Genomic DNA, 27,000 nt, shown 5'->3' with positions numbered 1-27,000 from the left:
CCAGAAAGTAGAATCAATGAAAGAAAATATAAAGAAAGTATTGCTGTTGGGTTCCGGTGCCCTGAAGATCGGTGAGGCCGGTGAGTTTGACTATTCCGGTTCGCAGGCACTCAAAGCCTTGAAAGAAGAAGGCATTGAAACAATTCTTATCAATCCTAATATTGCTACGGTACAGACGTCCGAAGGAGTGGCGGATCAAATCTATTTCCTCCCGGTGACTCCGTATTTTGTAGAGAAAGTGATTCAGAAAGAAAAACCGGAAGGTATTATGCTGGCGTTTGGTGGTCAGACAGCCTTGAACTGTGGAGTGGCATTGTACAAAGAAGGTATTCTTGAAAAATATAATGTGAAGGTGCTCGGCACTCCGGTACAGGCCATTATGGATACCGAGGATCGTGAACTTTTCGTTCAGAAATTGAATGAGATCAATGTAAAGACCATTAAGAGTGAAGCTGTAGAAAACGCGGAAGATGCGCGTCGCGCAGCAAAAGAACTGGGGTATCCCGTGATTGTTCGTGCTGCTTACGCTTTGGGAGGCTTGGGCTCCGGTTTCTGTGATAATGAACAGCAATTGGATGTTTTGGTAGAAAAGGCATTTTCTTTCTCTCCGCAGGTATTGGTGGAAAAATCTCTTCGTGGTTGGAAAGAAGTGGAATATGAAGTAGTACGTGACCGCTTCGATAACTGTATCACTGTTTGTAATATGGAAAACTTCGACCCGCTGGGTATTCATACCGGTGAGTCTATCGTTATTGCTCCATCACAGACACTTACCAATAAAGAATATCATAAACTCCGGGAGCTGGCAATACGTATCATCCGCCACATCGGTATTGTGGGCGAATGTAATGTGCAATATGCCTTCGACCCCGAATCCGAAGATTATCGGGTGATTGAAGTAAATGCCCGTCTTTCCCGTTCATCGGCTTTGGCATCTAAGGCAACCGGTTATCCGCTGGCTTTTGTTGCGGCCAAATTGGGACTGGGTTACGGACTCTTCGACCTGAAGAACTCTGTAACAAAGACTACTTCTGCTTTCTTCGAACCGGCACTGGACTATGTAGTATGTAAGATTCCACGTTGGGATTTGGGTAAATTCCACGGCGTAGATAAAGAATTGGGATCTTCTATGAAATCTGTCGGTGAAGTGATGGCCATCGGGCGCACTTTTGAAGAAGCTATCCAGAAAGGTCTCCGCATGATCGGACAGGGAATGCACGGATTTGTAGAAAACAAGGAGTTAGTTATTTCCGATATCGACAAGGCTTTGCGCGAACCGACTGATAAACGTATTTTTGTTATCTCGAAGGCTTTTCGTGCCGGCTACACCATCGACCAGGTGCATGAACTGACTAAGATTGATAAATGGTTCCTTCAGAAATTGATGAATATCATGCAGACTTCCGAGAAACTGCATAGCTGGGGAAACAACCACAAACAGATTGTCGATCTGCCGAACGAATTGCTTCGTAAAGCTAAGGTTCAAGGTTTCTCTGATTTTCAGGTTGCCCGTGCCATCGGCTACGAAGGTGATATGGAGGATGGTATTCTTTATGTCCGCAAACACCGTAAAGAGGCGGGTATTCTTCCGGTTGTGAAGCAGATTGATACTTTGGCAGCCGAATATCCGGCACAAACCAATTATCTGTATCTTACTTATAGCGGTGTGGCGAATGATGTGCATTACTTGGGCGACCATAAATCCATCGTCGTACTGGGGTCCGGTGCTTATCGTATCGGTTCTTCCGTAGAATTCGACTGGTGTGGAGTGCAGGCTTTGAATACTATTCGTAAAGAAGGATGGCGCAGCGTGATGATTAATTATAATCCTGAAACTGTATCTACGGACTATGATATGTGCGATCGCTTGTATTTTGACGAATTGACTTTCGAACGCGTGATGGATATTCTGGAGCTTGAGAATCCGCATGGGGTAATTGTGTCTACTGGCGGACAAATTCCGAATAACCTTGCTTTGCGTCTGGACGCACAGAAGGTTAATATTCTCGGTACAAGTGCTAAGAGTATCGACAATGCTGAAGACCGTGAGAAATTCTCTGCCATGCTCGATCGTATCGGGGTGGATCAACCCCGTTGGCGTGAGTTGACCTCTATGGAAGATATCCATGAATTTGTCGAAGAAGTAGGTTTCCCCGTACTCGTTCGCCCGTCTTATGTGCTTTCGGGAGCTGCGATGAATGTTTGTTCCAATCAGGAAGAACTGGAGCGTTTCTTGAAATTGGCAGCCAATGTATCGAAGAAACATCCGGTGGTAGTAAGTCAGTTTATCGAACATGCCAAAGAGGTAGAAATGGATGCCGTGGCGCAGAATGGCGAAATCGTGGCATACGCTATTAGTGAGCATATCGAATTTGCGGGAGTACACTCCGGTGACGCGACTATTCAGTTCCCGCCACAGAAGCTATATGTAGAAACTGTTCGTCGTATTAAGCGTATCAGCCGTGAGATTGCCAAGGCTTTAAATATCTCCGGTCCGTTTAATATTCAGTATTTGGCGAAAGACAATGATATCAAGGTGATTGAATGTAACTTGCGTGCCAGTCGTTCTTTCCCGTTTGTCAGCAAAGTGTTGAAGATCAATTTTATCGAATTGGCAACTAAGGTTATGCTCGGTCTGCCTGTCGAAAAACCGGAAAAGAATCTCTTCGAACTGGATTATGTCGGAATCAAGGCTTCACAGTTCTCTTTCAACCGTTTGCAGAAAGCGGATCCGGTATTGGGAGTAGATATGGCTTCCACCGGTGAAGTAGGTTGTATCGGTATGGATACTTCTTGTGCTGTATTGAAAGCAATGCTTTCTGTAGGCTATCGTATTCCGAAAAAGAATATCCTGCTTTCCACGGGCACGATGAAGCAAAAAGCGGATATGATGGATGCGGCTCGTATGCTGGTGAATAAGGGATACAAACTCTTTGCGACGGGTGGTACACATAAAACGCTTGCAGAGAATGGCATTGAAAGTACTCATGTATATTGGCCGAGTGAAGAGGGACATCCGCAGGCGTTGGAGATGCTTCATACCAAGGAAATAGATATGGTAGTCAATATACCAAAGAATCTGACAGCCGGAGAATTAAATAATGGGTATAAAATCCGTCGTGCTGCCATCGACTTGAATATCCCGTTGATTACGAACGCTCGTCTGGCCAGTGCGTTTATCAATGCCTTCTGTACGATGAGTGTTGATGATATTGCTATCAAGAGCTGGGCAGAATATAAATAAGATGATTATATCTTATTGAGATGAAAAGACAAAGGTCGTTCCTATTATTGGGGAGCGGCCTTTGTCTGTTATTGTAGAAATACAATTTTCCGATTATTCAGTTGGAAAATTAAATACTCTTGGGCTTTATTTGTTGTTTTGGACATTTTAATGTAACTTGCGCACTTATTTAAATAACATTTTTTTAACAGGAGAATGATAGGTATGGATAATCATGTTGTAATAATGGCTGGTGGCATAGGGAGCCGTTTCTGGCCGATGAGCACTCCGGAATGTCCTAAACAATTTATTGATGTAATGGGATGTGGCCGGTCACTGATTCAATTGACGGCAGATCGGTTTGATGGTGTTTGCCCCAGAGAAAATATGTGGGTGGTAACTTCTGAAAAATATATTGATATTGTTCGGGAGCAGTTGCCGGAAATTCCGGAAAGTAATATTTTAGCAGAACCCTGTGCACGAAATACTGCGCCTTGTATCGCGTTTGCTTGTTGGAAAATCAAAAAGAAGCATCCCGGTGCTAACATTGTAGTAACTCCTTCGGATGCACTAGTCATTGATACGCGCGAGTTCCGTAGAGTGATGGAGAAAGCGCTTCGCTTCACAGATGATAGCAGTGCTATTGTCACAATAGGTATTCGGCCGACTCGTCCGGAGACCGGCTACGGATATATTGCTGCTGCCAACCAGCTTCAGACTGATAAAGAAATTTATACGGTGGACGCATTTAAGGAAAAACCCGATAAAGAGACAGCAGAAAAGTATTTGTCGGAAGGCAGTTTCTTCTGGAATGCGGGAATCTTTGTGTGGAACGTGCGTACTATCACTTCCGTGATGCGTGTATATGCTCCGGGTATCGCACAAATTTTTGATCGTATTTTCCCGGATTTCTATACGGAAAAAGAAAATGAAACAATCAAAAAGTTATTCCCAACTTGCGAAAGTATTTCTATCGACTATGCGGTGATGGAAAAAGCGGAGGCGATTTACGTCTTGCCAGCTTCTTTCGGCTGGTCGGATTTAGGCACATGGGGAGCACTTCGCGGTCTTTTGCCACAGGATAAATCGGGAAATGCTACGGTAGGAACCGATATACGTTTGTATGACAGTAAGAATTGTATTGTGCATGCCAGCGAAGAAAAACGAGTTGTTGTTCAAGGGTTAGATGGATATATCATCGCAGAGAAAGATAATACATTACTAATTTGTAAACTGGAAGAGGAGCAACGGATTAAAGAGTTCTCGAAATAAAGATTATTTCGTTTGCTGATATTCGTGTGGTGTCATTCCTGTCATTCGTTTAAAGAACTTCGAGAAAAAAGAAGGATTAGGGAAATTTAATTCATCAGAAACTTGATAAACGAGCAAATTGCTATGTCTTAGCAATACTTTTGTTTCTAGTATAATGGACTGGTTTATCCAGTCCATTACTGTTTGCTGACTGGCCTGTCGGATGACAGTGTTCAGATAACGCGGAGTGAGACATAGCTTGTCCGCATAGAAATTCACGTTACGCTCTTTTTTACTGTGCGTATTGACAAGAGAGATGAAACGTTGGAAAATCTCTTCCTGCCTTGTCAACTGGACAGGATTCAGCTCAATGTTATTTTGAGCGATATATGCTAAATAATAGAGAAGGCTGACCAAAAGATGTTGTATAGCTTCTTTGCGGAATGTCGGTTCCTGCAATACTCCCCATATCAAAGTGAAATAGTTTTTCACTTGTTGCTGCTCTTGTGGAAGTAGTAACAATAAGATATTTTTCTGATGATGGAGAAGGTAAGAGAAAAAATCATCTTTTCCGGGTATAGGAAGGAAATCATGATCGGCTGCCATCATTTGCATATCAAAATCAGGAGATATTTCTATAATTTGAATGATAGAATTGGGGGCGATTACTGAAATGTATCCCGGTTGGATGATATGCTCAATCAGATTAATGAGAACTCGGGCAGAACCTTGTTTGACGAATGCAATGCGCCCTTCTTTAATACGATACGGCTGACCGAGTGAGAAAAGAGTCGTTTCCATCTTCACAAAGCTATTGACGAACCCGAAATCAGAAGATATATAGCGATACTCGTTATGCCGGACAATATTGAGATTGTCTAATAATTTAAGTGCTAACTCTATCGGTTCTTTTTGTTCCATTTTCTTCTCTCTTTTCCGGCAAAGGTAATAAAATGCAGCATATTTATTTGCTTTTTTCTATTTTTCGAACTAATAGAACATATTTACCAACTTTTGGAAACGACCAGTGTCTTTGAAATACTTATCTTTGTCTTTCGAAGAAACCAAAGAAATGATGGATATGAAAAGAATGATTTTCAGTCTCTCCTTTTTACTGTATGTAGCAGGAGCGTATGCGCAGATTACATTGGAAGAATGTCAGCGGAAGACGCAGGATAATTACCCGCTGGTACATCAGTATGGCTTAGTGGAGAAGACAAAGGAATATAACCTGGAAAATGCAGCCAAGGGATATTTACCTCAATTGGCTCTTTCGGCTAAGGCCTCTTATCAGAGTGATGTAACAGAAATTCCGGTAAAACTTCCCGGAGTAGATTTAAAAGGATTGTCCAAAGACCAATATCTGGTAATGTTGGAGTTGCAACAGAAGATATGGGACGGAGGAGGAATCCGTATGCAGAAGAAGCAGACGATTGCAGAGGCTGAAGTGGAGAAAGAAAAACTGAATGTAGATATGTATGCGCTGAACAACCGCGTGAACGATCTTTATTTTGGAATTCTCCTGCTGGATGAACAAATCAAACAAAATACATTGTTGCAAGATGAACTAGAGAGAAATTATCGTCAGATTACTGCTTATGTGGAAAATGGAATAGCCAATCAGGCTGATCTGGATGCAGTGAAAGTGGAGCAGTTGAATACCAAACAGAAAAGAGTGGATTTAGTATCATCACGTGCAGCTTATTTGAAAATGCTTTCACTGTTGGTAGGAGAAGCGCTGTCTCCGGAGACGGTGCTGGAGAAACCTGTACCTCAAAGTATGGTTTCGGCTGTCAGTGAGATTCGTCGCCCGGAGTTGGCTTTGTTTGATGCACAGGGAGCCGGACTGCAAGTGCAGGAGAAGGCTTTGAGTGTGCGTCATCTTCCACAGTTCGGACTGTTTGTACAGGGGGCTTATGGAAATCCCGGATTGAATATGCTGAAGAATGAATTCTCTCCTTATTATATGGCAGGTGTCCGGCTTTCATGGAATTTCGGTAGTCTGTATACTTTGAAAAATGACCGTCGGGTGATCGAGAAGAAAAGGCAGCAACTGGATAATAACCGGGATGTATTCCTTTTCAATACAAGACTGGAAATGACACAGCAGGATCAGGCTATCCGTTCTTTGGAGAAGCAAATGCGGGATGATGATGAAATTATCCGGTTGCGTACGAATATCCGTAAAGCTGCCGAAGCAAAGGTGGCAAATGGAACGTTGACCGTGACTGAAATGTTACGTGAACTGACCAATGAGAGCTTGGCGCGTCAGTCGAAAGCCATGCATGAGATTCAACGGTTGATGGGAATTTATCAATTGAAATATACAACGAATTATTAATATAACTTCTCCGGATATGAAAAGAATAACAAAAATAGGAATGTGGGGGATAACGTTGATGATGTTATCTGCCTGCGGAAATGGAACACCTGATTATGACGCAACCGGTACATTTGAAGCTACGGAAGTAATAGTGTCCGCCGAGGCTGCCGGAAAATTGCTACGACTGGAAGTAGAAGAGGGAACAAAGCTGAAAGCGGGTGAGGAGATCGGTTTGGTAGATACGGTACAATTGTATTTAAAGAAACTGCAATTGGAAGCCAGTATGAAATCAGTAGAAAACCAGCGTCCTGATCTTGCCAAACAGATTGCCGCTACCAAGCAGCAAATTGTCACGGCAGAGCGTGAGAGGAAACGGGTGGAAAACTTGCTTGCTGCAGGTGCGGCCAATCAGAAACAACTGGATGATTGGGATGCGCAAGTCAAATTACTCGAACGGCAGCTCGTCGCACAGGAATCATCGTTGCGTAATAGTACGAATAGCCTTACAGAACAAGGTAATTCGGTTGCTATACAGGTAGCGCAAGTGGAGGATCAATTGGATAAATGTCATATCCAGTCACCTATCGAAGGTACGGTGTTGGCTAAATATGCGGAAGCCGGTGAATTGGCGGCTATTGGCAAGCCTTTATTTAAGGTGGGCGAAGTGGATCGTATGTATTTGAGGGCTTACATTACTTCTGAACAGTTGTCAAAAGTGAAACTGGGAGATCAAGTGACTGTGTATGCTGACTATGGCAACTCGGAGCAGAAAGCTTATCCGGGGGAAGTGACATGGATTTCCGATCGTTCGGAATTCACTCCCAAAACAATTCTGACGAAGAATGAACGTGCTAATCTGGTCTATGCGGTGAAGATTGCGGTGAAGAATGACGGAGCATTGAAGATTGGTATGTATGGCGGAGTAAAATTAAAGAGTGAAGATTAAAAATTAAAGTCAAGGAGATGGAGAAGGATGCACCCATAGTGGTTGTGAAAGAAGTCGGCAAGAGCTATGGAACGGTGGAAGCGCTGAAAGAGGTCTCTTTTGTTGTAGAACGGGGAGAAATCTTTGGGCTGATAGGTCCTGACGGTGCCGGTAAGAGTACCCTATTCCGTATTCTGACTACTTTGCTGCTGGCAGATAAGGGAACGGCCACGATCGGTGGACTGGATGTGGCAACAGATTATAAACAGATTCGTACGAAGGTGGGATATATGCCCGGTCGTTTTTCACTTTATCAGGATCTTTCAGTAGAGGAGAATCTGGAGTTTTTCGCAACCGTATTCCATACGACTGTTCAGGAGAACTATGATTTAATTAAAGATATCTATCAGCAGATAGAACCGTTCAGGAAAAGAAGGGCAGGGGCCTTGTCGGGTGGTATGAAGCAGAAACTGGCGTTGAGTTGTGCTTTGATCCATAAACCGGATATTTTATTTCTGGATGAACCCACTACCGGGGTGGATCCTGTGTCGCGCAAGGAATTTTGGCAAATGCTTCGGAACTTGCGGGAACAGGGTATTACTATTGTTGTTTCTACTCCCATCATGGATGAAGCCCGGCAATGTGACCGGATTGCTTTTATCAATCATGGAAAGATTCATGGCATTGATACCCCCGAGCGTATTCTTCAGCAATTTGCGTCCATCCTTTGTCCTCCTTCTTTAGAACGGGAGGAGGTGAGACATGGAACCGCTCCGGTCATTGAGGTGGAGCAACTGACAAAGTGTTTTGGCAATTTTACAGCGGTAGATCATATCTCCTTTCAGGTGAATCGGGGAGAGATATTTGGCTTCTTGGGTGCCAATGGAGCCGGAAAGACTACAGCTATGCGCATGCTTTGCGGATTGAGCAAACCGACATCGGGCATAGGAAAGGTGGCAGGATATGATATTTTCCGGGAGGCTGAACAAGTAAAGAAGCATATCGGATATATGAGTCAGAAGTTTTCGCTGTATGAAGATTTGAAAGTGTGGGAGAATATCCGTCTGTTTGCCGGGATTTATGGGATGAAAGAGCAAGAGATAGAACGGAAGACGGAAGAATTGTTGGATCGCCTGGGGCTTGCTTCCGAGCGGGATACTCTGGTGAAGAGTCTTCCGGTGGGATGGAAGCAGAAATTAGCTTTTTCAGTTTCAATCTTCCACGAACCGAGAATTGTTTTTCTGGATGAGCCGACGGGTGGAGTAGATCCTGCTACGAGAAGGCAGTTTTGGGAATTGATTTATCAGGCAGCCGATCAGGGAATCACCGTGTTTGTCACTACCCATTATATGGATGAAGCGGAATATTGTAACCGGATATCTATCATGGTGGACGGTCAGATTAAAGCTCTTGATACACCTGCCCGTCTGAAGCAACAATTCGGCGCGGAAACGATGGATGATGTTTTTCAGAAATTAGCCCGCAGTGCGGTGCGTAAAGCAGATTGATTATGAGACAGTTTATAGCTTTTGTAAAGAAAGAATTTTATCATATTTTCCGTGACCGGCGAACCATGCTGATTTTGTTGGGGATGCCGATTGTGCAAATTATACTATTCGGTTTTGCCATCACTACAGAGGTGAAAAATGTCCGGTTAGCGGTACTCGATCCTTCTAATGATGTGGTGACACGAAAAATAATTGATCGTTTGGACGCTAGTGAGTATTTCACCGTTACTGCGAGTTTCCATTCGCCCCAGGAAATGGAAGCTGCTTTTCTGAAGAATAAAGTTGATATGGCGATTGTTTTTAGCGAACGTTTTGTTGATGATCTCTATACGGGTGATGCTCGTGTACAGCTGGTAGTAGATGCGACAGATCCGAATATGTCGACTTCGCAGGTTAATTATGCGACGGGAATTGTTTCTATGGTAGGTCAGGAAATGATGCCGCCCAATATGTCGGCTGCCCGTTTAACGCCTGATATAAAACTGTTGTATAACCCGCAAATGAAGAGTGCTTATAATTTTGTTCCGGGGGTAATGGGTTTGATCCTGATGCTGATTTGTGCTATGATGACCTCGATTTCCATCGTTCGTGAAAAAGAGACGGGTACCATGGAAGTATTACTGGTTTCGCCTGTGAAGCCACTATTTATTATTTTGGCAAAGGCTGTACCTTATTTTGTGTTGTCGTTTGTCAATCTGATTACCATCCTTTTACTTTCGGTCTTTGTACTGGATGTTCCGGTAGTAGGAAGTTTGTTCTGGTTGATAACAGTCTCTTTGTTGTTTATCTTCGTATCCTTGGCATTGGGCTTATTGATTTCATCAATCACGCGTACACAGGTTGCGGCCATGCTGGTTTCCGGTTTGATGCTGATGATGCCCACAATGCTCTTATCGGGGATGATTTTCCCTATTGAGAGTATGCCGTTGATACTTCAATGGATCTCGGATATACTTCCGGCGCGTTGGTATATTCAGGCTGTGCGAAAATTGATGATTGAAGGAGTGCCTGTTGTATTGGTATATAAGGAGATTGGCATCTTATTATTAATGGCGACGGTACTTATTACGATCAGTATCAAGAAATTCAAGTATAGATTGGAATAATATAATATGTTGATATGTCAATTGACTGTGCTATCCTGCATGTCAATTGGTACATTGGCCAACTGAAGAATTATTTATGATAAAGTTCCTGATAGAAAAAGAGTTTAAACAATTGCTTCGCAATTCGTTTCTTCCGAAATTGATTCTTGTATTTCCGTGCATGATTATGCTATTGATGCCTTGGGCGGTAAATCTGGAAATCAAGAATATACAGCTGAATATTGTGGATAATGACCATTCCGCTATTTCGCAACGTTTAGTGAATAAGATTGCTGCCTCCACTTACTTTCGCTTGGTAGAAATACCGGCCTCGTATGAAGAAGGTCTTCGAAACATTGAAATTGGAACGGCGGATATTGTGATGGAAATTCCGAGGCACTTGGAACGGGACTGGATGAATGGAGAGGATGCTCATGTATTGATAGCAGCCAATGCCGTGAATGGAACGAAAGGCGGTCTGGGCAGTTCTTATTTATCTTCTATCATTAATGATTATGCAGTCGAACTACGTTCGGAACATCCCGAAGTAGCTACCGTTTCCGGCACTTTCCCTTCCATACAGGTTGATACACAGGGATTGTTTAATTCGAATCTGAACTATAAGCTCTATATGATTCCGGCATTGATGGTCATGTTGTTGACTTTGATTTGTGGTTTCTTGCCTGCATTGAATGTGGTTAGCGAGAAGGAAGTGGGGACAATAGAGCAAATCAATGTGACTCCGGTTCCGAAGTTTGTTTTTATTCTGGCAAAACTCTTGCCTTATTGGCTGATTGGTTTTTTAGTGCTGACGGTGTGTTTCATATTAGCTTGGTTAATTTATGGCATAGCACCTGTCGGGCATTTTCTGTTGATTTACTTTTTCGCGGTTCTTTTTGTTCTGGTGATGTCCGGTTTCGGACTTGTCGTTTCCAACTATTCAGCAACGATGCAGCAAGCAATGTTTGTTATGTGGTTCTGTTTGTTGGTGGTGATTTTGATGAGCGGTTTGTTTACCCCCATTAGCAGCATGCCGGAATGGGCACAAATAATAACGATATTCAATCCTTTGAGGTATTTTATGGAGGTGATGCGAATGATATATCTGAAGGGGAGTGGTTTCTTTGATTTGCTGCCGCAGTTCGGAATATTGTTGCTTTTTGCAGTCGTGTTTAATAGTTGGGCGGTAATTAGTTATCGGAAGAACAACTGAAGATAATAAGGCGGCATTGCCTGCAAAGACAATAAAAAAACAGCTCGTTTCCCTTTAAGGGAGAGAGCTGTTTTTGATCCTTTTCATCACCGTCTCCGGTGAATAGTAAGTGGTTACTGTATTACTTTATTTCGATTTGTCTATTTGGCTTCTTTACTTCTTCTTCAGAGAGTTTCGGAAGTTCGATATTTAGAACGCCATGTTCTACAGATGCAGCAATTTTCTCTTTGTCTACATTATCCGGTAGAATCATTGTTTGCTGAAACTTAGAGTATGAGAATTCGCGACGCAGATAGCGACCGTCTTTCTTTTCCTCCTTGTTTTCAGTCTTCTTCTCCATGCTGATAACGAGGTTATTATCTTCATCAATGCGAACATTGAAATCATCCTTCGTCATACCCGGAGCAGCCAATTCCACTTTGTATTCTTTTTCTGTTTCCAAAACATTAATTGCAGGTGCAGTAGCATTTGCTTTTACCATCCAATCGTTATCAAAGAAATCATTAAAGATACTTGGTAACCAACTTTGAGTTCTTCTAACAGGCATCATAATTTTAGTCTCCTATCTTTAAGTTAAACATTCAGTTAATTATTCTTGAACTTCGGTATTTTCACTTCTGGTGGTTACCGGTTTTCCCGGTTTCCGTCATCCGCTCTCGAACCGTTGTTCGCTTCTATAAGTGCAAACCTTATGCCAAGTGATTTTTGAGACTAAAATTGTCTATTTGTCATTATAATAATGCCAATTTTGCAATAATGATGACAAAATGTATCCTATTTTTATTTATTTTATATAAGATAGATATTAATTTGATAATATGTCTATTTCTTCTCGATTAGTTTGAATCTCATTCTTAATGTTTGCCTTTCTTTGTCATAGTCATAGCTAATGATTTTGAAAGTTCCCATTTCAGAAGTATTTGATACATGCAATCCGATACAGGCACAGGCGTCATAATCTCCAATGCGGACAATGCGAAGGGTAGGACTTGCGTTAGCAGGTAGTTTGCTTAAATCTACGATGTCTTTGGCCTGTTCGTGTGTCATATACTCAACAGTCACAGGTAGGTTTTGATCAATTGCTTCATTTACCATCTCTTCAATTGACTGGATTTGTTCCGCTGTCGGACATGAGGAAAGTATATAGTCACATTTGCTCTTTTTTCTTTCGATGTGGGCATTGCGGGAACGCGGGCAACCGAAGGCTTTCACCATGGTTGCGTTGAGTAGATGCTCTGCTGTATGCATAGGAGGATACTCCTGCTTGTTGTGGTCGTTGAGTTGAATTTGTTGTTCCATAAATTATTTCAATAACTTTTTATTTTTGATATCTTCTAGTATGCTCATTTGTTGAATTGCTATTTGATTTAATTTGATAAGTCTGTCTTTGGGTGTCAAACCTTCATTTATGAAAACGGCATTTAAATTTTCCATGTTTGATAAGCAGATAAGTTCATTGATTGAGGCATAATCACGAATATTACCTTTTAAATTAGGGTGTGTATCACGCCATTCTAAGGCTGTCATTCCAAACATGGCTACATTAAGGATATCAGCTTCGCTGGCATAAATCATGGATGCTTGCTGTGGAGTGATTTCTTGAGGGATAAGATGCTGTTTGATTGCATCAGTATGAATATGATAATTAATTTTAGATAGTTCTCGCTTTGCTGACCAACCAATTTGAGCTTGCTCTTGCTCTTTGAGACGTTGGAATTCTTTTACTATATATAACTCAAATTCAACAGAAATCCAACTTGCAAATTTGAATGCAATATCTTTGTGAGCAAAAGTGCCGCCATATCTTCCGGATTTGGATATGAGTCCAATAGCACAGGTCGTTTCTATCCATTTTTGAGGAGAAAGAGTGAATGCATTTAAACCTGCTTCTTTTCTAAACCCCTCGAATTCGAGGGGTTTAAAATGGGGGTTATATAATATTTCCCATAATCCTAGATATTCAATAGTCATTCTATTACGTAGCCAGTTGGCAATAACAGTATTAGTATCTGTTGTCTTGTATTTAGCTATGTCGGTTAAAGAAATATAATCTGTATCGTTGATCTTTAAGATAGTAACGTCTGTGGTCTGAACTGTAATCTTTGCCATATTCTGATTTTTCAGTAAAGGTAAAGTTATATTTGGGAATAAAGAAACGTATATATCACTTTTTATTCAAGGTATGTTAAACTCACTTCTAATATATAGGCATAAAAAAAGGAGCAACGCCTTGCTCCAACCTTTGTTAACCTTAAATCTAATACTATGAAAAACACATTGCAAAGATACGGACTCTTGGGAAATTAGCAAATAATCCAAGTAAAATAGCATGTTATATAACATAGATTAAGAAAAACATCTTTCGTCTTAACGGTTATTCGATATTTTGGGCGTCTATGTATGGAGTTTTTTTTATCTTTGTGCAAAATATCATATTACTAATACTTAATATAAACATGGATAAAAGAAGATTGAGCCAATGGATGTTATTGGCTATTGTTTGCTTGAGTTTCTCAATAGGAGAAAGCTATGCACAGAAAAATGATTTTGGAAATTTAGCTCGTTATTCAAAACAAAATGCCGCACTTCCACAGGCGACAAAGAAAGACAAACGGGTTATTTTTCTGGGAAATTCCATTACGGAAGGGTGGGTACGTACTCATCCGGACTTTTTCAAATCAAACGGTTACATCGGTCGTGGAATCAGTGGGCAGACTTCCTATCAATTCTTGTTGCGTTTTCGGGAAGATGTGATTAATCTTTCTCCTGCTTTAGTGGTGATTAATGCCGGAACCAATGATGTCGCCGAAAATACACAAACTTATAATGAAGATTATACATTTGGAAACATCGTTTCTATGACAGAATTGGCAAAAGCAAATAAGATAAAAGTGATTCTGACTTCTGTATTGCCTGCCGCTGCATTTAAATGGAGAATGGAAATAAAAGATGTTCCACAGAAAATTAAATCTTTAAATGATCGGATTGAGGCTTATGCAAAAGCTAATAAAATTCCGTTTGTTAATTATTATAAGGCAATGGTGGATGAAAATCAGGCCTTGAATCCCCAATATACTAAAGATGGAGTTCATCCGACAGGCGAGGGGTATGATATTATGGAGCCGTTGATTAAGAGTGCGATAGAGAAATCGCTCTAAGGTTTATTGATGTAAATTTTGAAATATAAATGCTGTCTGATAATCAAGTTGGGCAGCATTTATTGTGAATGTGCACTTCTATGGATATAGTTGTTGAAAAGGTTTTAGATGACGTATAGACATAAAAAAAGGAGCAACGCCTTGCTCCAACCTTTGTTAACCTTAAATCTAATACTATGAAAAACACAATGCAAAGATACGGAGTTCCGGCAACTTTGCAAATTATCAGCTACTAATTGGTGTTTTTATAACACTAATTAATAGATTGAATCCTGTGTTACAGTTTTGTTAAGAGTTTCAGCCTTTGACAATCATTGTGTAAGATATGAAGAGGGGGAGTTTTTACCCCCATTTCTCTTTCATCAAATCTTCCAGTTTCAACAACTCGTCACGGTATTGTGCAGCTTCAATAAATTCGAGTTTCTTGGCTGCTTCCTGCATCAGTTTGCGAGTACGTTCGATACTCTTTTCCATTTGCGCTTTACTCATATACTGCACTACCGGATCGGCTGCAATGTTCGGAGTAGAAGGTTCTACATAAGCATGTTTTTCTTTTAGCAGTTCATCCGCCTCTTTTGCATTACCGAATACCGACAAGTTTCTGGCCTTTTTAATCTGTTGCGGAGTAATTCCGTTTGCTTCATTGTATGCCAACTGTTTTTCGCGGCGGCGATTGGTTTCGTCAATCGTCAGTTTCATGCTATCCGTCATTCTGTCCGCATACATGATTACCTTGCCGTTTACATTACGGGCAGCACGTCCTGCGGTTTGCGTCAGCGAACGGTGGGAGCGGAGGAATCCTTCTTTGTCAGCGTCAAGAATAGCAACGAGCGACACTTCCGGAAGATCGAGTCCCTCACGGAGCAGGTTGACTCCGATAAGCACATCATAGATTCCTTGCCGGAGATCATCCATAATCTTCACACGTTCCAATGTATCAACATCACTATGGATATAGTTACATCTTACATTATTATTAAGAAGATATTCTGCCAGTTCTTCTGCCATTCGTTTGGTTAGTGTGGTGACGAGTACGCGTTCTTCCTTTTCAATGCGGAGCTGGATTTCTTCCATTAAGTCGTCAATCTGATTAAGGCTCGGGCGCACTTCGATGACAGGATCAAGCAGTCCCGTAGGACGAATCACCTGCTCTACGACGATACCTTCAGACTGAATCAATTCATAATCTGCCGGTGTGGCACTGACATAAATTACCTGTTTCGCCATTTCCTGAAACTCTTCGAATTTCAACGGACGGTTGTCCATAGCCGCAGGCAATCGGAAACCATACTCCACCAGATTGATTTTACGTGCACGGTCTCCTCCGTACATCGCACGGATTTGGGGTACACTTACGTGGCTTTCGTCAATGACAATCAGAAAATCATCCGGAAAGAAATCGAGCAGACAATAAGGACGAGTGCCGGCAGCACGACCGTCGAAATAACGGGAATAATTCTCAATTCCGGAGCAATGCCCTAACTCCCGGATCATTTCCATATCGTAAGTCACCCGTTCATATAGTCGTTTGGCTTCATATTCTTTACCGATAGACTCGAAGAATGCCACTTGTTTGGTTAGATCATCTTCTATTTCGTGGATAGCACGGAGAGTTGCCTCTTTGGTCGTCATAAACAAATTGGCCGGATAAATCTTATAGGCGTCGAATGGAGCAATGGTGACTCCTGTGATCGGGTCTACCTCTTCTATGCCATCAATCTCATCCCCCCAAAAGGTGACACGGAGCAGATTGTCGGTATAAGCCAGATAGATATCCACGGTATCACCTTTAACGCGGAAATTGCCACGGTTCAAGTCGATATCATTGCGGACATACAAACTGTCTACCAGACGACGTAAAAACACATTACGGTCCATCATCCGTCCTCGTTCTATTTCAATGACATTTTTGTAGAAGTCCGAAGGATTTCCCATACCGTAGATGCAAGATACGGAAGAAACCACTACCACGTCTTTTCGTCCGGAGAGTAGGGCAGAAGTGGCTGCGAGTCGAAGCTTGTCGATTTCGTCATTGATGGCAAGATCTTTCTCTATATAAGTATCACTGCTCGGGAGATAGGCCTCCGGCTGATAATAGTCATAGTAAGAAACGTAATATTCTACCGCGTTATTGGGGAAGAATCCTTTAAACTCACTATAGAGTTGGGCAGCCAATGTCTTGTTATGGCTCAAAATCAACGTGGGTTTGTTGATATTGGCGATCACATTGGCAATGGTAAATGTTTTTCCCGACCCGGTCACTCCCAGTAAAGTCTGTGCGGGAACCCCCTGAAGTACCCCTTCAGTCAGTTGTGCTATCGCTTCCGGCTGATCCCCGGTAGGTTTATAAGCTGATGTTAGTTCATAATTCATAGTTAAATCCTAAAAAGTGGAGCAATATTCGGTAAAATAATCGAGATAACAAATCATTTTTCCAAATAAATCCTTTACTTTGCAACATATTAATATCAAAAAACAGATTCATACAACTAGTAATACCAGAAACACATGATTTGGAATGAGAGCATTGAGTGTATGGACCGCGAAAGTCTTCGCAAGATTCAAAGCATACGACTCAAGAAAATTGTAGATTACGTCTATCACAACACTCCTTTCTATCGAAAGAAGATGCAGGAAATGGGAATAACTCCCGATGATATCAATAGTATTGATGATATTGTAAAACTGCCGTTTACCACGAAACATGATTTAAGAGATAATTATCCGTTCGGACTTTGTGCCGTGCCGATGAGCCAGATTGTACGTATTCATGCCTCTTCCGGAACGACCGGAAAGCCGACGGTTGTCGGATATACCCGCAAGGACTTGGCCTCTTGGGCGGAATGTATATCACGTGCTTTTACCGCTTACGGAGCGGGCCGTTCTGATATTTTTCAGGTATCATACGGATACGGACTGTTTACGGGCGGACTGGGGGCACATGCCGGAGCCGAGAATATCGGCGCTTCTGTTATTCCGATGTCCAGTGGCAATACAGAAAAACAGATCACCTTGATGCATGATTTCGGGTCGACAGTGCTTTGTTGCACTCCTTCTTATGCGCTTTATCTGGCAGATGCAATCAAAGATTCCGGTTTGCCGCGTGAAGAATTTCAACTGAAAGCCGGTGCGTTCGGTGCGGAACCTTGGACGGAAAATATGCGTCATGAAATTGAAGAGAAATTGGGAATCAAAGCATACGATATTTATGGGTTGAGTGAGATTGCCGGACCGGGTGTCGGTTACGAGTGTGAATGTCAGAATGGTACTCACTTGAATGAAGACCATTATTTCCCGGAAATTATCGATCCGAATACATTGCAACCGGTTGAGCCGGGACAAACGGGCGAGCTGGTGTTTACCCACCTGACCAAAGAGGGGATGCCGTTGCTCCGTTACCGTACGCGTGATTTGACTGCCTTGCATCATGATAAATGTTCTTGCGGTCGTACATTAGTACGTATGGATCGTATTTTGGGACGCAGTGATGATATGATGATTATTCGTGGTGTGAACGTATTCCCGACACAGATTGAATCTGTCATCCTTGAAATGGCAGAATTTGAACCGCATTATCTGTTGATAGTGGGGCGTGAAAACAATACCGATACGATGGAACTTCAGGTTGAAGTACGTCCGGAATTCTATTCTGATGAAATCAACAAAATGCTGGCTTTGAAGAAAAAGCTGGGAGGACGTTTGCAAAGCGTACTTGGATTGGGAGTCAACGTGAAACTGGTAGAGCCTCGCAGTATTGAGCGTAGCGTAGGTAAAGCAAAACGTGTGATTGATAACAGAAAAATGTAAATAAGTATTAGGTAACCTAATACCTGTTACCTAATACTTAATACTTATTACTTAATACTTTAATAAATATGGTAGCAAAACAACTTTCTATCTTTTTGGAAAATAAGTCAGGCCGTTTGACGGAAGTGACTGAAGTGCTGGCGAAAGAAAATATCAATCTTTCTGCCTTGTGCATTGCCGAAAATGCTGATTTTGGTATTTTGCGTGGAATAGTATCTGATCCGGATAAAGCATACAAAGCTTTAAAAGATAATCATTTTGCAGTGAATGTGACTGATGTAGTAGGTATAAGCTGTCCCAATATACCGGGTGCTTTGGCAAAAGTGCTGGGATATTTATCAGATGAGGGTGTATTTATTGAATATATGTATTCGTTTGCCAATAACAATATTGCAAATGTGGTAATTCGCCCCAGCAATCTGGATAAATGTATCGAGGTGCTGAAAGAAAAGAAAGTCGATCTGTTGGCTGCAAGTGATTTGTACAAGCTGTAAATATAGCAGTAAACGATAAACTGGGAACGGTAAATAGCTGTGTTGTCTTTGAATGGGATAACACATTTGTTTGCCGTTTTTTTGCTATAAAAAATAGTGACGCTATCCGATGCGGATAGTGACGGTATATGCCACTGATACCGTCACTATCCCGAGCATATACCGTCACTATTTTTTTTCTGCCTTATAACAAGGTATCTGATGTTTGTTCGTCAGGTTTATGTCAGTCATGATTTCTGTGTGATTCGTTTATTACCTGCCATTTATAGTTTGGCGTTTGCGATTCGACGTCATTTTCTCTCCTTTTGTCGATGTTTAACGCCTTTTATGTATTAAAAAACACAGATTAATTGCTAAATTCCCAGCGAATAAGTAACTTTGCGCATTATTTTTAAATAGGATGAAGAAAAATATCATTATAACTTTGCTTGCGGCGGCTACTCTAACATCATGTGGAGAGTACAATAAATTGCTGAAAAGCACCGATTACGAATACAAGTACGAAGCCGCCAAAAACTATTTTGCGAAGGGACAGTATAATCGTTCAGCTACTTTGCTGAATGAGTTGATAACCATTCTTAAAGGAACCGATAAAGCGGAAGAGTCTTTGTATATGTTGGGAATGAGTTATTATAATCAGAAAGATTATCAGACAGCTGCCCAGACATTTATCACCTATTTTAATACATATCCCCGTGGTACTTTTACCGAACTGGCACGTTTCCATGCAGGTAAAGCTTTATTTCTGGATACCCCGGAACCACGTTTGGATCAATCAAGCACTTATCAGGCTATCCAGCAGTTGCAGATGTTCATGGAGTATTTCCCGAACAGCACAAAGAAGCAGGAAGCACAGGATATGATTTTTGCTTTGCAGGATAAGCTGGTTTTGAAAGAACTTTATTCTGCAAGATTATATTATAATCTGGGTAATTATTTAGGCAATAACTATGAGTCTTGTGTAATCACAGCTCAAAATGCACTGAAGGATTATCCTTATACTGATTATCGTGAAGAACTTTCTATCTTGATTCTGCGTGCGAGACACGAAATGGCTATCTATAGTGTAGAAGACAAGAAGATGGATCGTTACCGCGAAACAGTGGACGAATATTATGCTTTCAAGAATGAATTTCCCGAAAGTAAATATCTGAAAGAAGCCGAGAAAATATTCAATGAATCACAAAAAGTAATTAAAGACTAAATTTAAATAGATTTATGGACTACAAAAAAACGAATGCTCCTGCTACAACAGTAACCCGTGACATGATGGAACTCTGTGCTGATACAGGTAATGTTTATGAAACTGTTGCCATTATTGGCAAGCGTGCTAATCAGATCAGTGTAGAAATCAAAAACGATCTTTCAAAGAAATTGGCAGAGTTTGCCTCTTACAATGACAATTTGGAAGAAGTATTTGAAAATAGAGAGCAAATCGAAATTTCTCGTTATTATGAGAAATTGCCGAAACCGGACTTGATTGCTACGCAAGAATACATCGAAGGGAAAATATATTATAGAAATCCGGCTAAGGAGAAAGAAAAACTTCAGTAATTTATTTTCTGACAAAAAATTGATAGTCAAGTAGTAAGTGGGATCATCATCCCTGCTCCTTATTGCTTGGCTATTATTGTTTAACTCAACTACTATTTAGAATACTTATGATTCAACGAATTCAAACAGTTTATTTATTGATTGTTGCAGGATTGCTGATTACAGCGATGTGTATGCCGATGGGTTACTTTATTGATACAATGGGTGAACATCCTTTTAAGGTATTAGGATTGGAAGTGAACGATGCTTTTCAGTCTACATGGGGCTTATTCGGGATTCTAATGCTTAGCACTATCGTTGCCGTGGCTACCATTTTTTTATATAAGAACCGTATGTTGCAGATTCGTATGACGATTTTCAATAGCTTATTGTTGGTAGGTTATTACATTGCCGCCCTCGCTTTTTATTTTGCGTTGAAGAATGACGCAAATATGTTCCGGGTAGGCTGGGCATTGTGTTTACCACTTATTTCCATCATTCTGAATATATTGGCTATTCGTGCTATTGGACGTGACGAGGTGATGGTAAAGGCTGCGGATAGATTGAGATAAATTTCCTCCCTATACTTTGGGTTATTCGTTAATATGATTAATGAAAAGCATCGCTTTATAAGGGTTAAAGCGATGCTTTTTGCTCTCTAAAGCTATGCTTTAGCATCTCTAAAACAGGACATTTACTAAATATTCCTGTTTAGAAGATACAAATAAGGCAACTAATTCGTAATGAATCAGTTGCCTTATTTGTATCTTCTAAAGAGTAGCCCTAAAACGATATTTGTAATGCTCAAATTCCTTCTCTCGAAAGGAGAAGGTTTTATTTCTTCAGGTCAAATAAGTATGTGAGCTTTATGGTGATTGTTCCATGCGCTGCACGGGCGAAATAGTCTTTCTTTGTGGTGCTGTAAAAGTCAGACAGTGCAAAATAGTAACGGCCTTCAACGATGAAACTACCGGCTTTTTTTGTTCGGAGTTCTACACCGCCGCCGCCGGCAATACCATAGTCGAATTTATTTTGAATCTTAACTCCATACACGGCTTTCTGTGTATTGGAAAGTTGGTCCATGTTTACACCTGAAATAGTCTCTGACTCTCCGATGAGAAAGCTAATTTGTGGACCTGCATGAACAAAGAATTGTAATCCTCTGTCTCGTCCGAAAGCAAGGTGGGCAAGGAAAGGAATATCGATATAAGTCATTTTACGGGTGTAAGTTTGAGTAGGGTCTTTCACCATTTCTCCGTTTTCCCCTGGTATCTCAAACAATTGGTCCCAGCCCCTTTGCGAGAAATTTAATTCGACTTGTGCGCCACAAATCATGGCAAAATACTTCTCGGATATATAGCGTGCCGTCAATCCTCCGGTAATTCCCATCAAGCTATTTTGCTTGATGCTGGGAGTGAAAGAAACACTGTTTAGGTTGACGCCTCCATTGACACCTACTGATAAATTACTTCGTGCTTCTCCAATTTGGGCAGTGGCAGGAAGGGCAAATCCTGTAAGTAGGAGTGTTGCAATCAAAAATGGTTTTATCTTTATCATTTTCGTATTATTCGAAGTCAAGTTTTACTAATTCAAAATTCTTAGTGAAACGTATGAAGAACACTTTCTTATTAATAAATCCTCCCCAGTTGTTCACGCGCTGGAATTTGAATCCTGTCTGAATCGGAGTCAGATTCATCTTAGGCAGATTGTTTTCCAATTCCGAGCCATAGAGCGATAATCCCTTCAGGAAGAAGAAACCGGTGTCGAAGCCAAGCATTGCGTAATTAGGGTATTTGCTCGCCAAATCTTTGCTATACCATTTATGATAAGCGTTGGTGAATTGCACAGCTGCCGGGAACAATGTATTTGTATAGAATGAAGAGTAGAAATATACATCCAACTCAAAGAAATTTTCCAGGTGATCTCTGGTGTAAGTCTGCCATTCCGGATAGCCGAACAAGTGAATTTTTTCTGCAGGATTCTCTCTGACTAATAGCGTTAGTTGAGGAAGTACCTTAATCAGTAAGACATTATTGCCCGATGTCGGGATAAAGATGTTTTCTTTATCACTGCGAAGTGCTGCTTTCAATGTTTCTTTAGTTGCGCTTTCGCTGACGGTTCTCATTGGAATTCCTTTGCTTTTCAACTCTTGTTTCAAGCCGCTGATAAATTCAGCTTTCTCCTTGTCAGCACTTGACGGTTCGATGAAAATAACGTTCGCATTAGGGAATTGACGGGTGAAATGCTCATAAACCTCTGAATACAAATAAGATTGAGGTGTATTAATCTGATAAACGGCAGGATTGTTGAATACTTCTTCTCCCTTTTGAGAGAAAGGAATCACCAGACGTATGTCGTTCTTCTCCGCGAAGTCTGACAATGGTTTTATTTGATTCTGATGCATCGGACCGAAGATGATATTCATACTCTTCATCTCGTTTTTGGCAAGAATCGTATTTAATGTAGAAATGTCTTTTCCACAATCATATACATATAAATCAAGAGAAATGCCCGTACGTTTCAGACTGTCTACTGCCATCAGGAAACCTTCGTAATATTCCACCATGCGTTTGTCCTCCTGGAAAGGCAACAACAAGGCAGCCTTAATGGTAGACAGTTTTTGGGGAGTCTCCTTGCTTTTGCGGAAAAGCTCGCTATTGCTGGGAGGAACAGCGTATGGATCTTCCTTCTGCGTAGGTTGTACGGTGGTTGCTGCCGGGTAGGGGATGCAAAGGAATTGTCCCTTTTTCATGCCCTTTTTCAGTTCCGGGTTAGCGGCAATCAACTCCTGCTCGCTGATTCCGTATTCACGGCTCACGCTGAATATAGTCTCTTTGCGTTTTACCTTGTGCATATCCTTACATCTTGGAACAACCGGACCTTGGATGGTCGATTGTTCAGTAGGTGTTTGAACTACAGCATCAGCTTGTACTTCTTTTTTCTGCGGAATCAGAATAACTTGTCCGATACGGAAATTCTCGGCACTCAAACCTGGGTTTGCTTCACAAATATCTTTGGCGGACACATTATACATCGTTGTCAGTTTGTACAATGTTTCTCCGGCTTGAATCGTATGGAATGTTTCTCCCTTCTGACTCTCTTTTCCTGTAGGGATTTTGATAGTCTGTCCGGCGTAGATCTTTTCGTCACAACCTGGATTCAGACGTATGATGTCTGACGTAGTGACATTATACATCTTGGAAATGGAGTATAAACTTTGTCCTTTTTCGATGGTATGCAAGAAATAAGATTGGTTTTCCTGTGCATAACTGATAGCGTATGAAACGCTTATAAAAAGCAGAAATAAGAATATTCGGTTTATCGGTTTCATCAAATTATAACTATTGGTTCTTGAAATCAAGGAACAAAGGTACAAATAATGCCCTATATCTTCATAAGATTTGAGTTAAGAAAATAATATTGTGCTTTTTTAGGAGCATATTTCGGGCGGAAACATTAATTTTGCAACATTTATGGAAGGATATGAATATGCAGGAAACAGAATATATTAATGTGTACGGTGCGCGCGTGCACAATTTGAAGGACATTGATGCCGAGATTCCCCGTAACAGCTTGACTGTTATCACCGGATTGAGCGGTAGTGGAAAATCTTCTTTAGCCTTCGATACAATTTTTGCCGAAGGACAGCGCCGCTATATCGAAACTTTTTCAGCGTATGCCCGCAATTTCCTGGGCAATCTGGAACGTCCGGATGTCGATAAAATAACAGGCTTGAGTCCGGTTATCTCCATTGAACAGAAAACAACGAATAAAAATCCCCGTTCTACCGTAGGAACAACTACCGAGATCTACGATTATCTCCGTTTGTTGTATGCCCGTGCGGGAATCGCCTATTCGTATCTGTCGGGGGAAGAAATGGTGAAGTACACCGAAGAGCAGATTCTGGATTTGATTCTGAAAGATTATAAAGGAAAGAAAATATACCTGCTGGCGCCATTGGTACGTTCACGTAAAGGACATTATAGAGAACTTTTTGAACAGATACGCAAAAAAGGATATTTATATGTACGGGTGGACGGTGAAGTGCGTGAAATTACGCATGGTATGAAGCTCGACCGTTATAAGAACCACGATGTGGAAGTGGTTATCGATAAATTAGTGGTTGCAGAGAAAGATGACCGGCGTCTGAAACAGAGTGTGGCAACTGCCATGCGTCAGGGAGACGGGCTGATGATGATTCTGGATGCCCAGTCCGAAAGTATCCGGCATTATAGTAAGCGGCTCATGTGTCCTGTCACCGGGTTGTCTTATCGTGAACCGGCCCCGCACAACTTCTCATTCAATTCACCGCAAGGAGCGTGTCCGAAGTGTAAAGGGTTGGGAGTAGTCAATCAGATTGACGTGGACAAAGTGATTCCTGACCGTGAACTTTCCATTTATGAAGGTGCGATAGCTCCTTTGGGAAAATATAAGAATGCGATGATTTTCTGGCAAATAGGTGCTTTGCTTGAAAAATATGATGCAACGCTGAAAACACCGATTAAGGAGTTGCCGGACGATGCGATTGATGAAGTATTGTACGGATCTGACGAACGGATTAAAATCAAGAGTTCACTGATCGGCACTTCATCCGATTACTTTGTTACCTATGAAGGAGTGGTGAAGTATATTCAGATGTTGCAGGAAAAAGATGCTTCTGCGACAGCGCAGAAATGGGCGGAACAGTTTGCCAAAACAACGGTTTGTCCTGAATGTAAAGGGGCCCGCTTAAATAAGGAAGCGCTGCATTTCCGCATCCATGATAAGAATATTAATGAATTGGCAAACATGGACATCAACGAGTTGTATGACTGGTTGATGAAGGTAGATGAGTTCCTTTCCGATAAGCAGAAGAAAATATCAGTGGAGATTCTGAAAGAGATTCGTACGCGTTTGAAGTTCCTGTTGGATGTCGGTTTGGATTATCTGGCACTGAACCGTAGTTCTGTCAGCCTTTCCGGTGGTGAGAGCCAGCGTATCCGTTTGGCTACGCAGATTGGTTCTCAATTGGTGAATGTGCTTTATATTCTCGACGAGCCGAGTATCGGTTTGCATCAGCGTGATAATTTGCGCCTTATCAACTCTTTGAAAGAACTTCGTGACATGGGAAACTCTGTGATTGTGGTGGAACATGATAAGGATATGATGCTGGCTGCCGACTATGTCATCGATATGGGACCAAAAGCCGGACGTCTCGGTGGAGAAGTTGTTTTTGCAGGAACTCCCCAGGAGATGCTGAAAACCGATACGATGACTTCGCAATACCTGAATGGAAAGATGAAGATAGAAATCCCCGCCAAGCGTAGAAAAGGAAACGGAAAATCTATCTGGCTGAAAGGAGCGAAAGGGAATAACCTGAAGAATGTCGATGTAGAGTTTCCGTTAGGTAAACTAATTTGTGTGACGGGTGTATCAGGAAGCGGAAAATCTACTTTGATTAATGAAACTCTGCAACCTATTCTGTCGCAGAAGTTCTACCGTTCTTTGCAGGATCCTTTGGAATACGATTCGATTGAAGGGTTGGAAAACATCGATAAGGTAGTGAATGTCGATCAATCACCTTTGGGGCGTACGCCACGTTCCAATCCAGCTACCTATACCGGTGTGTTTTCTGATATTCGTAATTTGTTTGTAGGGCTTCCGGAAGCTAAGATTCGCGGTTACAAACCGGGACGTTTCTCCTTTAATGTTTCGGGTGGACGTTGTGAAGCCTGTACGGGAAATGGTTATAAGACAATTGAAATGAATTTTCTTCCTGACGTATATGTGCCTTGTGAAGTATGTCACGGCAAACGTTATAATCGGGAAACACTGGAAGTACGTTTCAAGGGAAAATCAATTGCCGATGTGCTGGACATGACAATCAACCGTGCCGTAGAATTCTTTGAAAACGTTCCGCAAATCTTGAATAAGATAAAAGTATTGCAGGATGTCGGACTCGGATATATAAAGTTAGGACAATCTTCTACCACTCTTTCCGGTGGAGAAAGCCAGCGTGTGAAGCTGGCAACGGAACTATCGAAAAGAGACACAGGCAAGACCCTTTATATCCTTGATGAACCGACTACCGGACTTCATTTTGAAGATATCCGCGTACTGATGGGAGTACTGAATAAGCTTGTGGATAAAGGTAATACGGTTATTGTCATCGAACACAATCTGGATGTGATTAAAATGGCGGATTATATTATCGATATGGGGCCTGAAGGTGGTAAGGGCGGGGGAGAACTCCTTAGTTACGGAACCCCGGAAGAAGTTGCGAAGAGCCATAAGGGATATACACCTAAGTTTCTTCGCGAAGAACTGGGACTCTAATTTGAAGCAGAGAGTGAGGGCGTTCCCCTAATAAAGTCAACTATCCCTAGCTATATTAATTAAGGCACGGATTACACAGTTTTTATTTAATTAGAGCCGTGTAATCCGTGCCTTAATAAAAGTCATAGAGGACTTTGTCTCCCACTAATTCTTTATTTATCAGAT

General features: G+C 41.5%; 21 protein-coding genes. 14 read left to right on the top strand and 7 right to left on the bottom strand.

Going from position 1 to position 27,000, the window contains the following annotated elements; all coding sequences use genetic code 11:
- The first annotated feature begins 16 nt into the window (after window positions 1-16).
- Window positions 17-3,244 (top strand): carbamoyl-phosphate synthase (glutamine-hydrolyzing) large subunit, encoded by a 3,228-nt coding sequence (gene carB, locus I2I04_RS14235; protein ID WP_195655302.1) that lies wholly within the window; start codon window positions 17-19, stop codon window positions 3,242-3,244.
- A gap of 204 nt (window positions 3,245-3,448) precedes the next feature.
- Window positions 3,449-4,495 carry a mannose-1-phosphate guanylyltransferase gene (locus tag I2I04_RS14230; RefSeq protein ID WP_143259796.1) on the top strand — a complete coding sequence of 349 codons (1,047 nt, stop codon included), beginning with the start codon at window positions 3,449-3,451 and terminating at the stop codon, window positions 4,493-4,495.
- A 3-nt stretch (window positions 4,496-4,498) separates the two neighbouring features.
- On the opposite strand, the gene I2I04_RS14225 is transcribed toward I2I04_RS14230, so the two are convergent.
- The gene (locus tag I2I04_RS14225; protein WP_195471009.1) at window positions 4,499-5,395 is read right to left on the bottom strand and encodes an AraC family transcriptional regulator; all 897 of its coding nucleotides are present in this window, start codon (window positions 5,393-5,395) and stop codon (window positions 4,499-4,501) included.
- A 160-nt stretch (window positions 5,396-5,555) separates the two neighbouring features.
- On the opposite strand from I2I04_RS14225, the gene I2I04_RS14220 reads away from it, so the two are divergent.
- The 5 genes from I2I04_RS14220 to I2I04_RS14200 all read left to right on the top strand — a co-directional run bounded on the left by I2I04_RS14220 (window position 5,556) and on the right by I2I04_RS14200 (window position 11,528).
- Window positions 5,556-6,815 carry a TolC family protein gene (locus I2I04_RS14220; protein WP_195655301.1) on the top strand — a complete coding sequence of 420 codons (1,260 nt, stop codon included), beginning with the start codon at window positions 5,556-5,558 and terminating at the stop codon, window positions 6,813-6,815.
- A gap of 16 nt (window positions 6,816-6,831) precedes the next feature.
- Window positions 6,832-7,743 (top strand): HlyD family secretion protein, encoded by a 912-nt coding sequence (locus I2I04_RS14215; protein ID WP_117683529.1) that lies wholly within the window; start codon window positions 6,832-6,834, stop codon window positions 7,741-7,743.
- A 17-nt stretch (window positions 7,744-7,760) separates the two neighbouring features.
- A complete protein-coding gene (locus I2I04_RS14210; RefSeq protein WP_143259788.1) occupies window positions 7,761-9,230 on the top strand; it encodes an ATP-binding cassette domain-containing protein in 1,470 nt (489 codons plus the stop codon).
- Window positions 9,231-9,232: 2 nt separating this feature from the next.
- Window positions 9,233-10,336 (top strand): ABC transporter permease, encoded by a 1,104-nt coding sequence (locus I2I04_RS14205; protein WP_195471015.1) that lies wholly within the window; start codon window positions 9,233-9,235, stop codon window positions 10,334-10,336.
- A 76-nt stretch (window positions 10,337-10,412) separates the two neighbouring features.
- The gene (locus I2I04_RS14200) at window positions 10,413-11,528 is read left to right on the top strand and encodes an ABC transporter permease (protein ID WP_195655300.1); all 1,116 of its coding nucleotides are present in this window, start codon (window positions 10,413-10,415) and stop codon (window positions 11,526-11,528) included.
- Window positions 11,529-11,649: 121 nt separating this feature from the next.
- Here I2I04_RS14200 and I2I04_RS14195 read toward each other — a convergent pair whose 3' ends face one another.
- The 3 genes from I2I04_RS14195 to I2I04_RS14185 form a co-directional block, all read right to left on the bottom strand.
- On the bottom strand, window positions 11,650-12,078 hold the full coding sequence (locus tag I2I04_RS14195) for an Hsp20/alpha crystallin family protein (RefSeq protein ID WP_004300008.1): 429 nt from the start codon (window positions 12,076-12,078) through the stop codon (window positions 11,650-11,652).
- A gap of 272 nt (window positions 12,079-12,350) precedes the next feature.
- Complete coding sequence (locus I2I04_RS14190) at window positions 12,351-12,827, bottom strand: hypothetical protein (RefSeq protein ID WP_143259783.1); 477 nt, start codon at window positions 12,825-12,827, stop codon at window positions 12,351-12,353.
- 3 nt (window positions 12,828-12,830) lie between these two features.
- On the bottom strand, window positions 12,831-13,637 hold the full coding sequence (locus tag I2I04_RS14185) for a KilA-N domain-containing protein (protein ID WP_143259781.1): 807 nt from the start codon (window positions 13,635-13,637) through the stop codon (window positions 12,831-12,833).
- Window positions 13,638-13,984: 347 nt separating this feature from the next.
- Between I2I04_RS14185 and I2I04_RS14180 the strand changes: the two genes are divergently transcribed.
- Window positions 13,985-14,686 carry an SGNH/GDSL hydrolase family protein gene (locus I2I04_RS14180; RefSeq protein ID WP_185911500.1) on the top strand — a complete coding sequence of 234 codons (702 nt, stop codon included), beginning with the start codon at window positions 13,985-13,987 and terminating at the stop codon, window positions 14,684-14,686.
- A 342-nt stretch (window positions 14,687-15,028) separates the two neighbouring features.
- On the opposite strand, the gene uvrB is transcribed toward I2I04_RS14180, so the two are convergent.
- Entirely contained in the window at window positions 15,029-17,059 is a 2,031-nt protein-coding gene (gene uvrB / locus I2I04_RS14175) for an excinuclease ABC subunit UvrB (RefSeq protein ID WP_143259779.1), read from the bottom strand.
- Window positions 17,060-17,194: 135 nt separating this feature from the next.
- On the opposite strand from uvrB, the gene I2I04_RS14170 reads away from it, so the two are divergent.
- From I2I04_RS14170 to I2I04_RS14150, 5 genes are all read left to right on the top strand, one after another.
- The gene (locus I2I04_RS14170; RefSeq protein WP_143259777.1) at window positions 17,195-18,493 is read left to right on the top strand and encodes a phenylacetate--CoA ligase family protein; all 1,299 of its coding nucleotides are present in this window, start codon (window positions 17,195-17,197) and stop codon (window positions 18,491-18,493) included.
- A 68-nt stretch (window positions 18,494-18,561) separates the two neighbouring features.
- On the top strand, window positions 18,562-18,987 hold the full coding sequence (locus tag I2I04_RS14165) for an amino acid-binding protein (RefSeq protein ID WP_008022809.1): 426 nt from the start codon (window positions 18,562-18,564) through the stop codon (window positions 18,985-18,987).
- A gap of 400 nt (window positions 18,988-19,387) precedes the next feature.
- On the top strand, window positions 19,388-20,191 hold the full coding sequence (locus I2I04_RS14160) for an outer membrane protein assembly factor BamD (protein WP_004312707.1): 804 nt from the start codon (window positions 19,388-19,390) through the stop codon (window positions 20,189-20,191).
- Window positions 20,192-20,205: 14 nt separating this feature from the next.
- Entirely contained in the window at window positions 20,206-20,541 is a 336-nt protein-coding gene (locus I2I04_RS14155; protein WP_004299989.1) for a DNA-directed RNA polymerase subunit omega, read from the top strand.
- A gap of 107 nt (window positions 20,542-20,648) precedes the next feature.
- Window positions 20,649-21,092, top strand: coding sequence for a DUF4293 domain-containing protein (locus I2I04_RS14150; RefSeq protein WP_143259775.1), 444 nt, complete (start codon window positions 20,649-20,651; stop codon window positions 21,090-21,092).
- Between the two features lie 262 nt (window positions 21,093-21,354).
- Here I2I04_RS14150 and I2I04_RS14145 read toward each other — a convergent pair whose 3' ends face one another.
- Window positions 21,355-22,077, bottom strand: coding sequence for a porin family protein (locus tag I2I04_RS14145; protein WP_143259773.1), 723 nt, complete (start codon window positions 22,075-22,077; stop codon window positions 21,355-21,357).
- A 7-nt stretch (window positions 22,078-22,084) separates the two neighbouring features.
- Window positions 22,085-23,851, bottom strand: a complete 1,767-nt coding sequence (locus I2I04_RS14140) for a LysM peptidoglycan-binding domain-containing protein (protein WP_195471019.1) — start codon at window positions 23,849-23,851, stop codon at window positions 22,085-22,087.
- 158 nt (window positions 23,852-24,009) lie between these two features.
- Between I2I04_RS14140 and uvrA the strand changes: the two genes are divergently transcribed.
- Window positions 24,010-26,835 carry an excinuclease ABC subunit UvrA gene (gene uvrA, locus I2I04_RS14135; RefSeq protein WP_143259769.1) on the top strand — a complete coding sequence of 942 codons (2,826 nt, stop codon included), beginning with the start codon at window positions 24,010-24,012 and terminating at the stop codon, window positions 26,833-26,835.
- Window positions 26,836-27,000 lie beyond the last annotated feature (165 nt).

It is taken from the genome of Bacteroides sp. 1001136B_160425_E2 (genome assembly GCF_015559655.1).
GTDB lineage: Bacteria > Bacteroidota > Bacteroidia > Bacteroidales > Bacteroidaceae > Bacteroides > Bacteroides luhongzhouii.
Note: the sequence above shows the minus strand (reverse complement) of the source record. Positions and strands in the feature narration are given on the sequence as shown.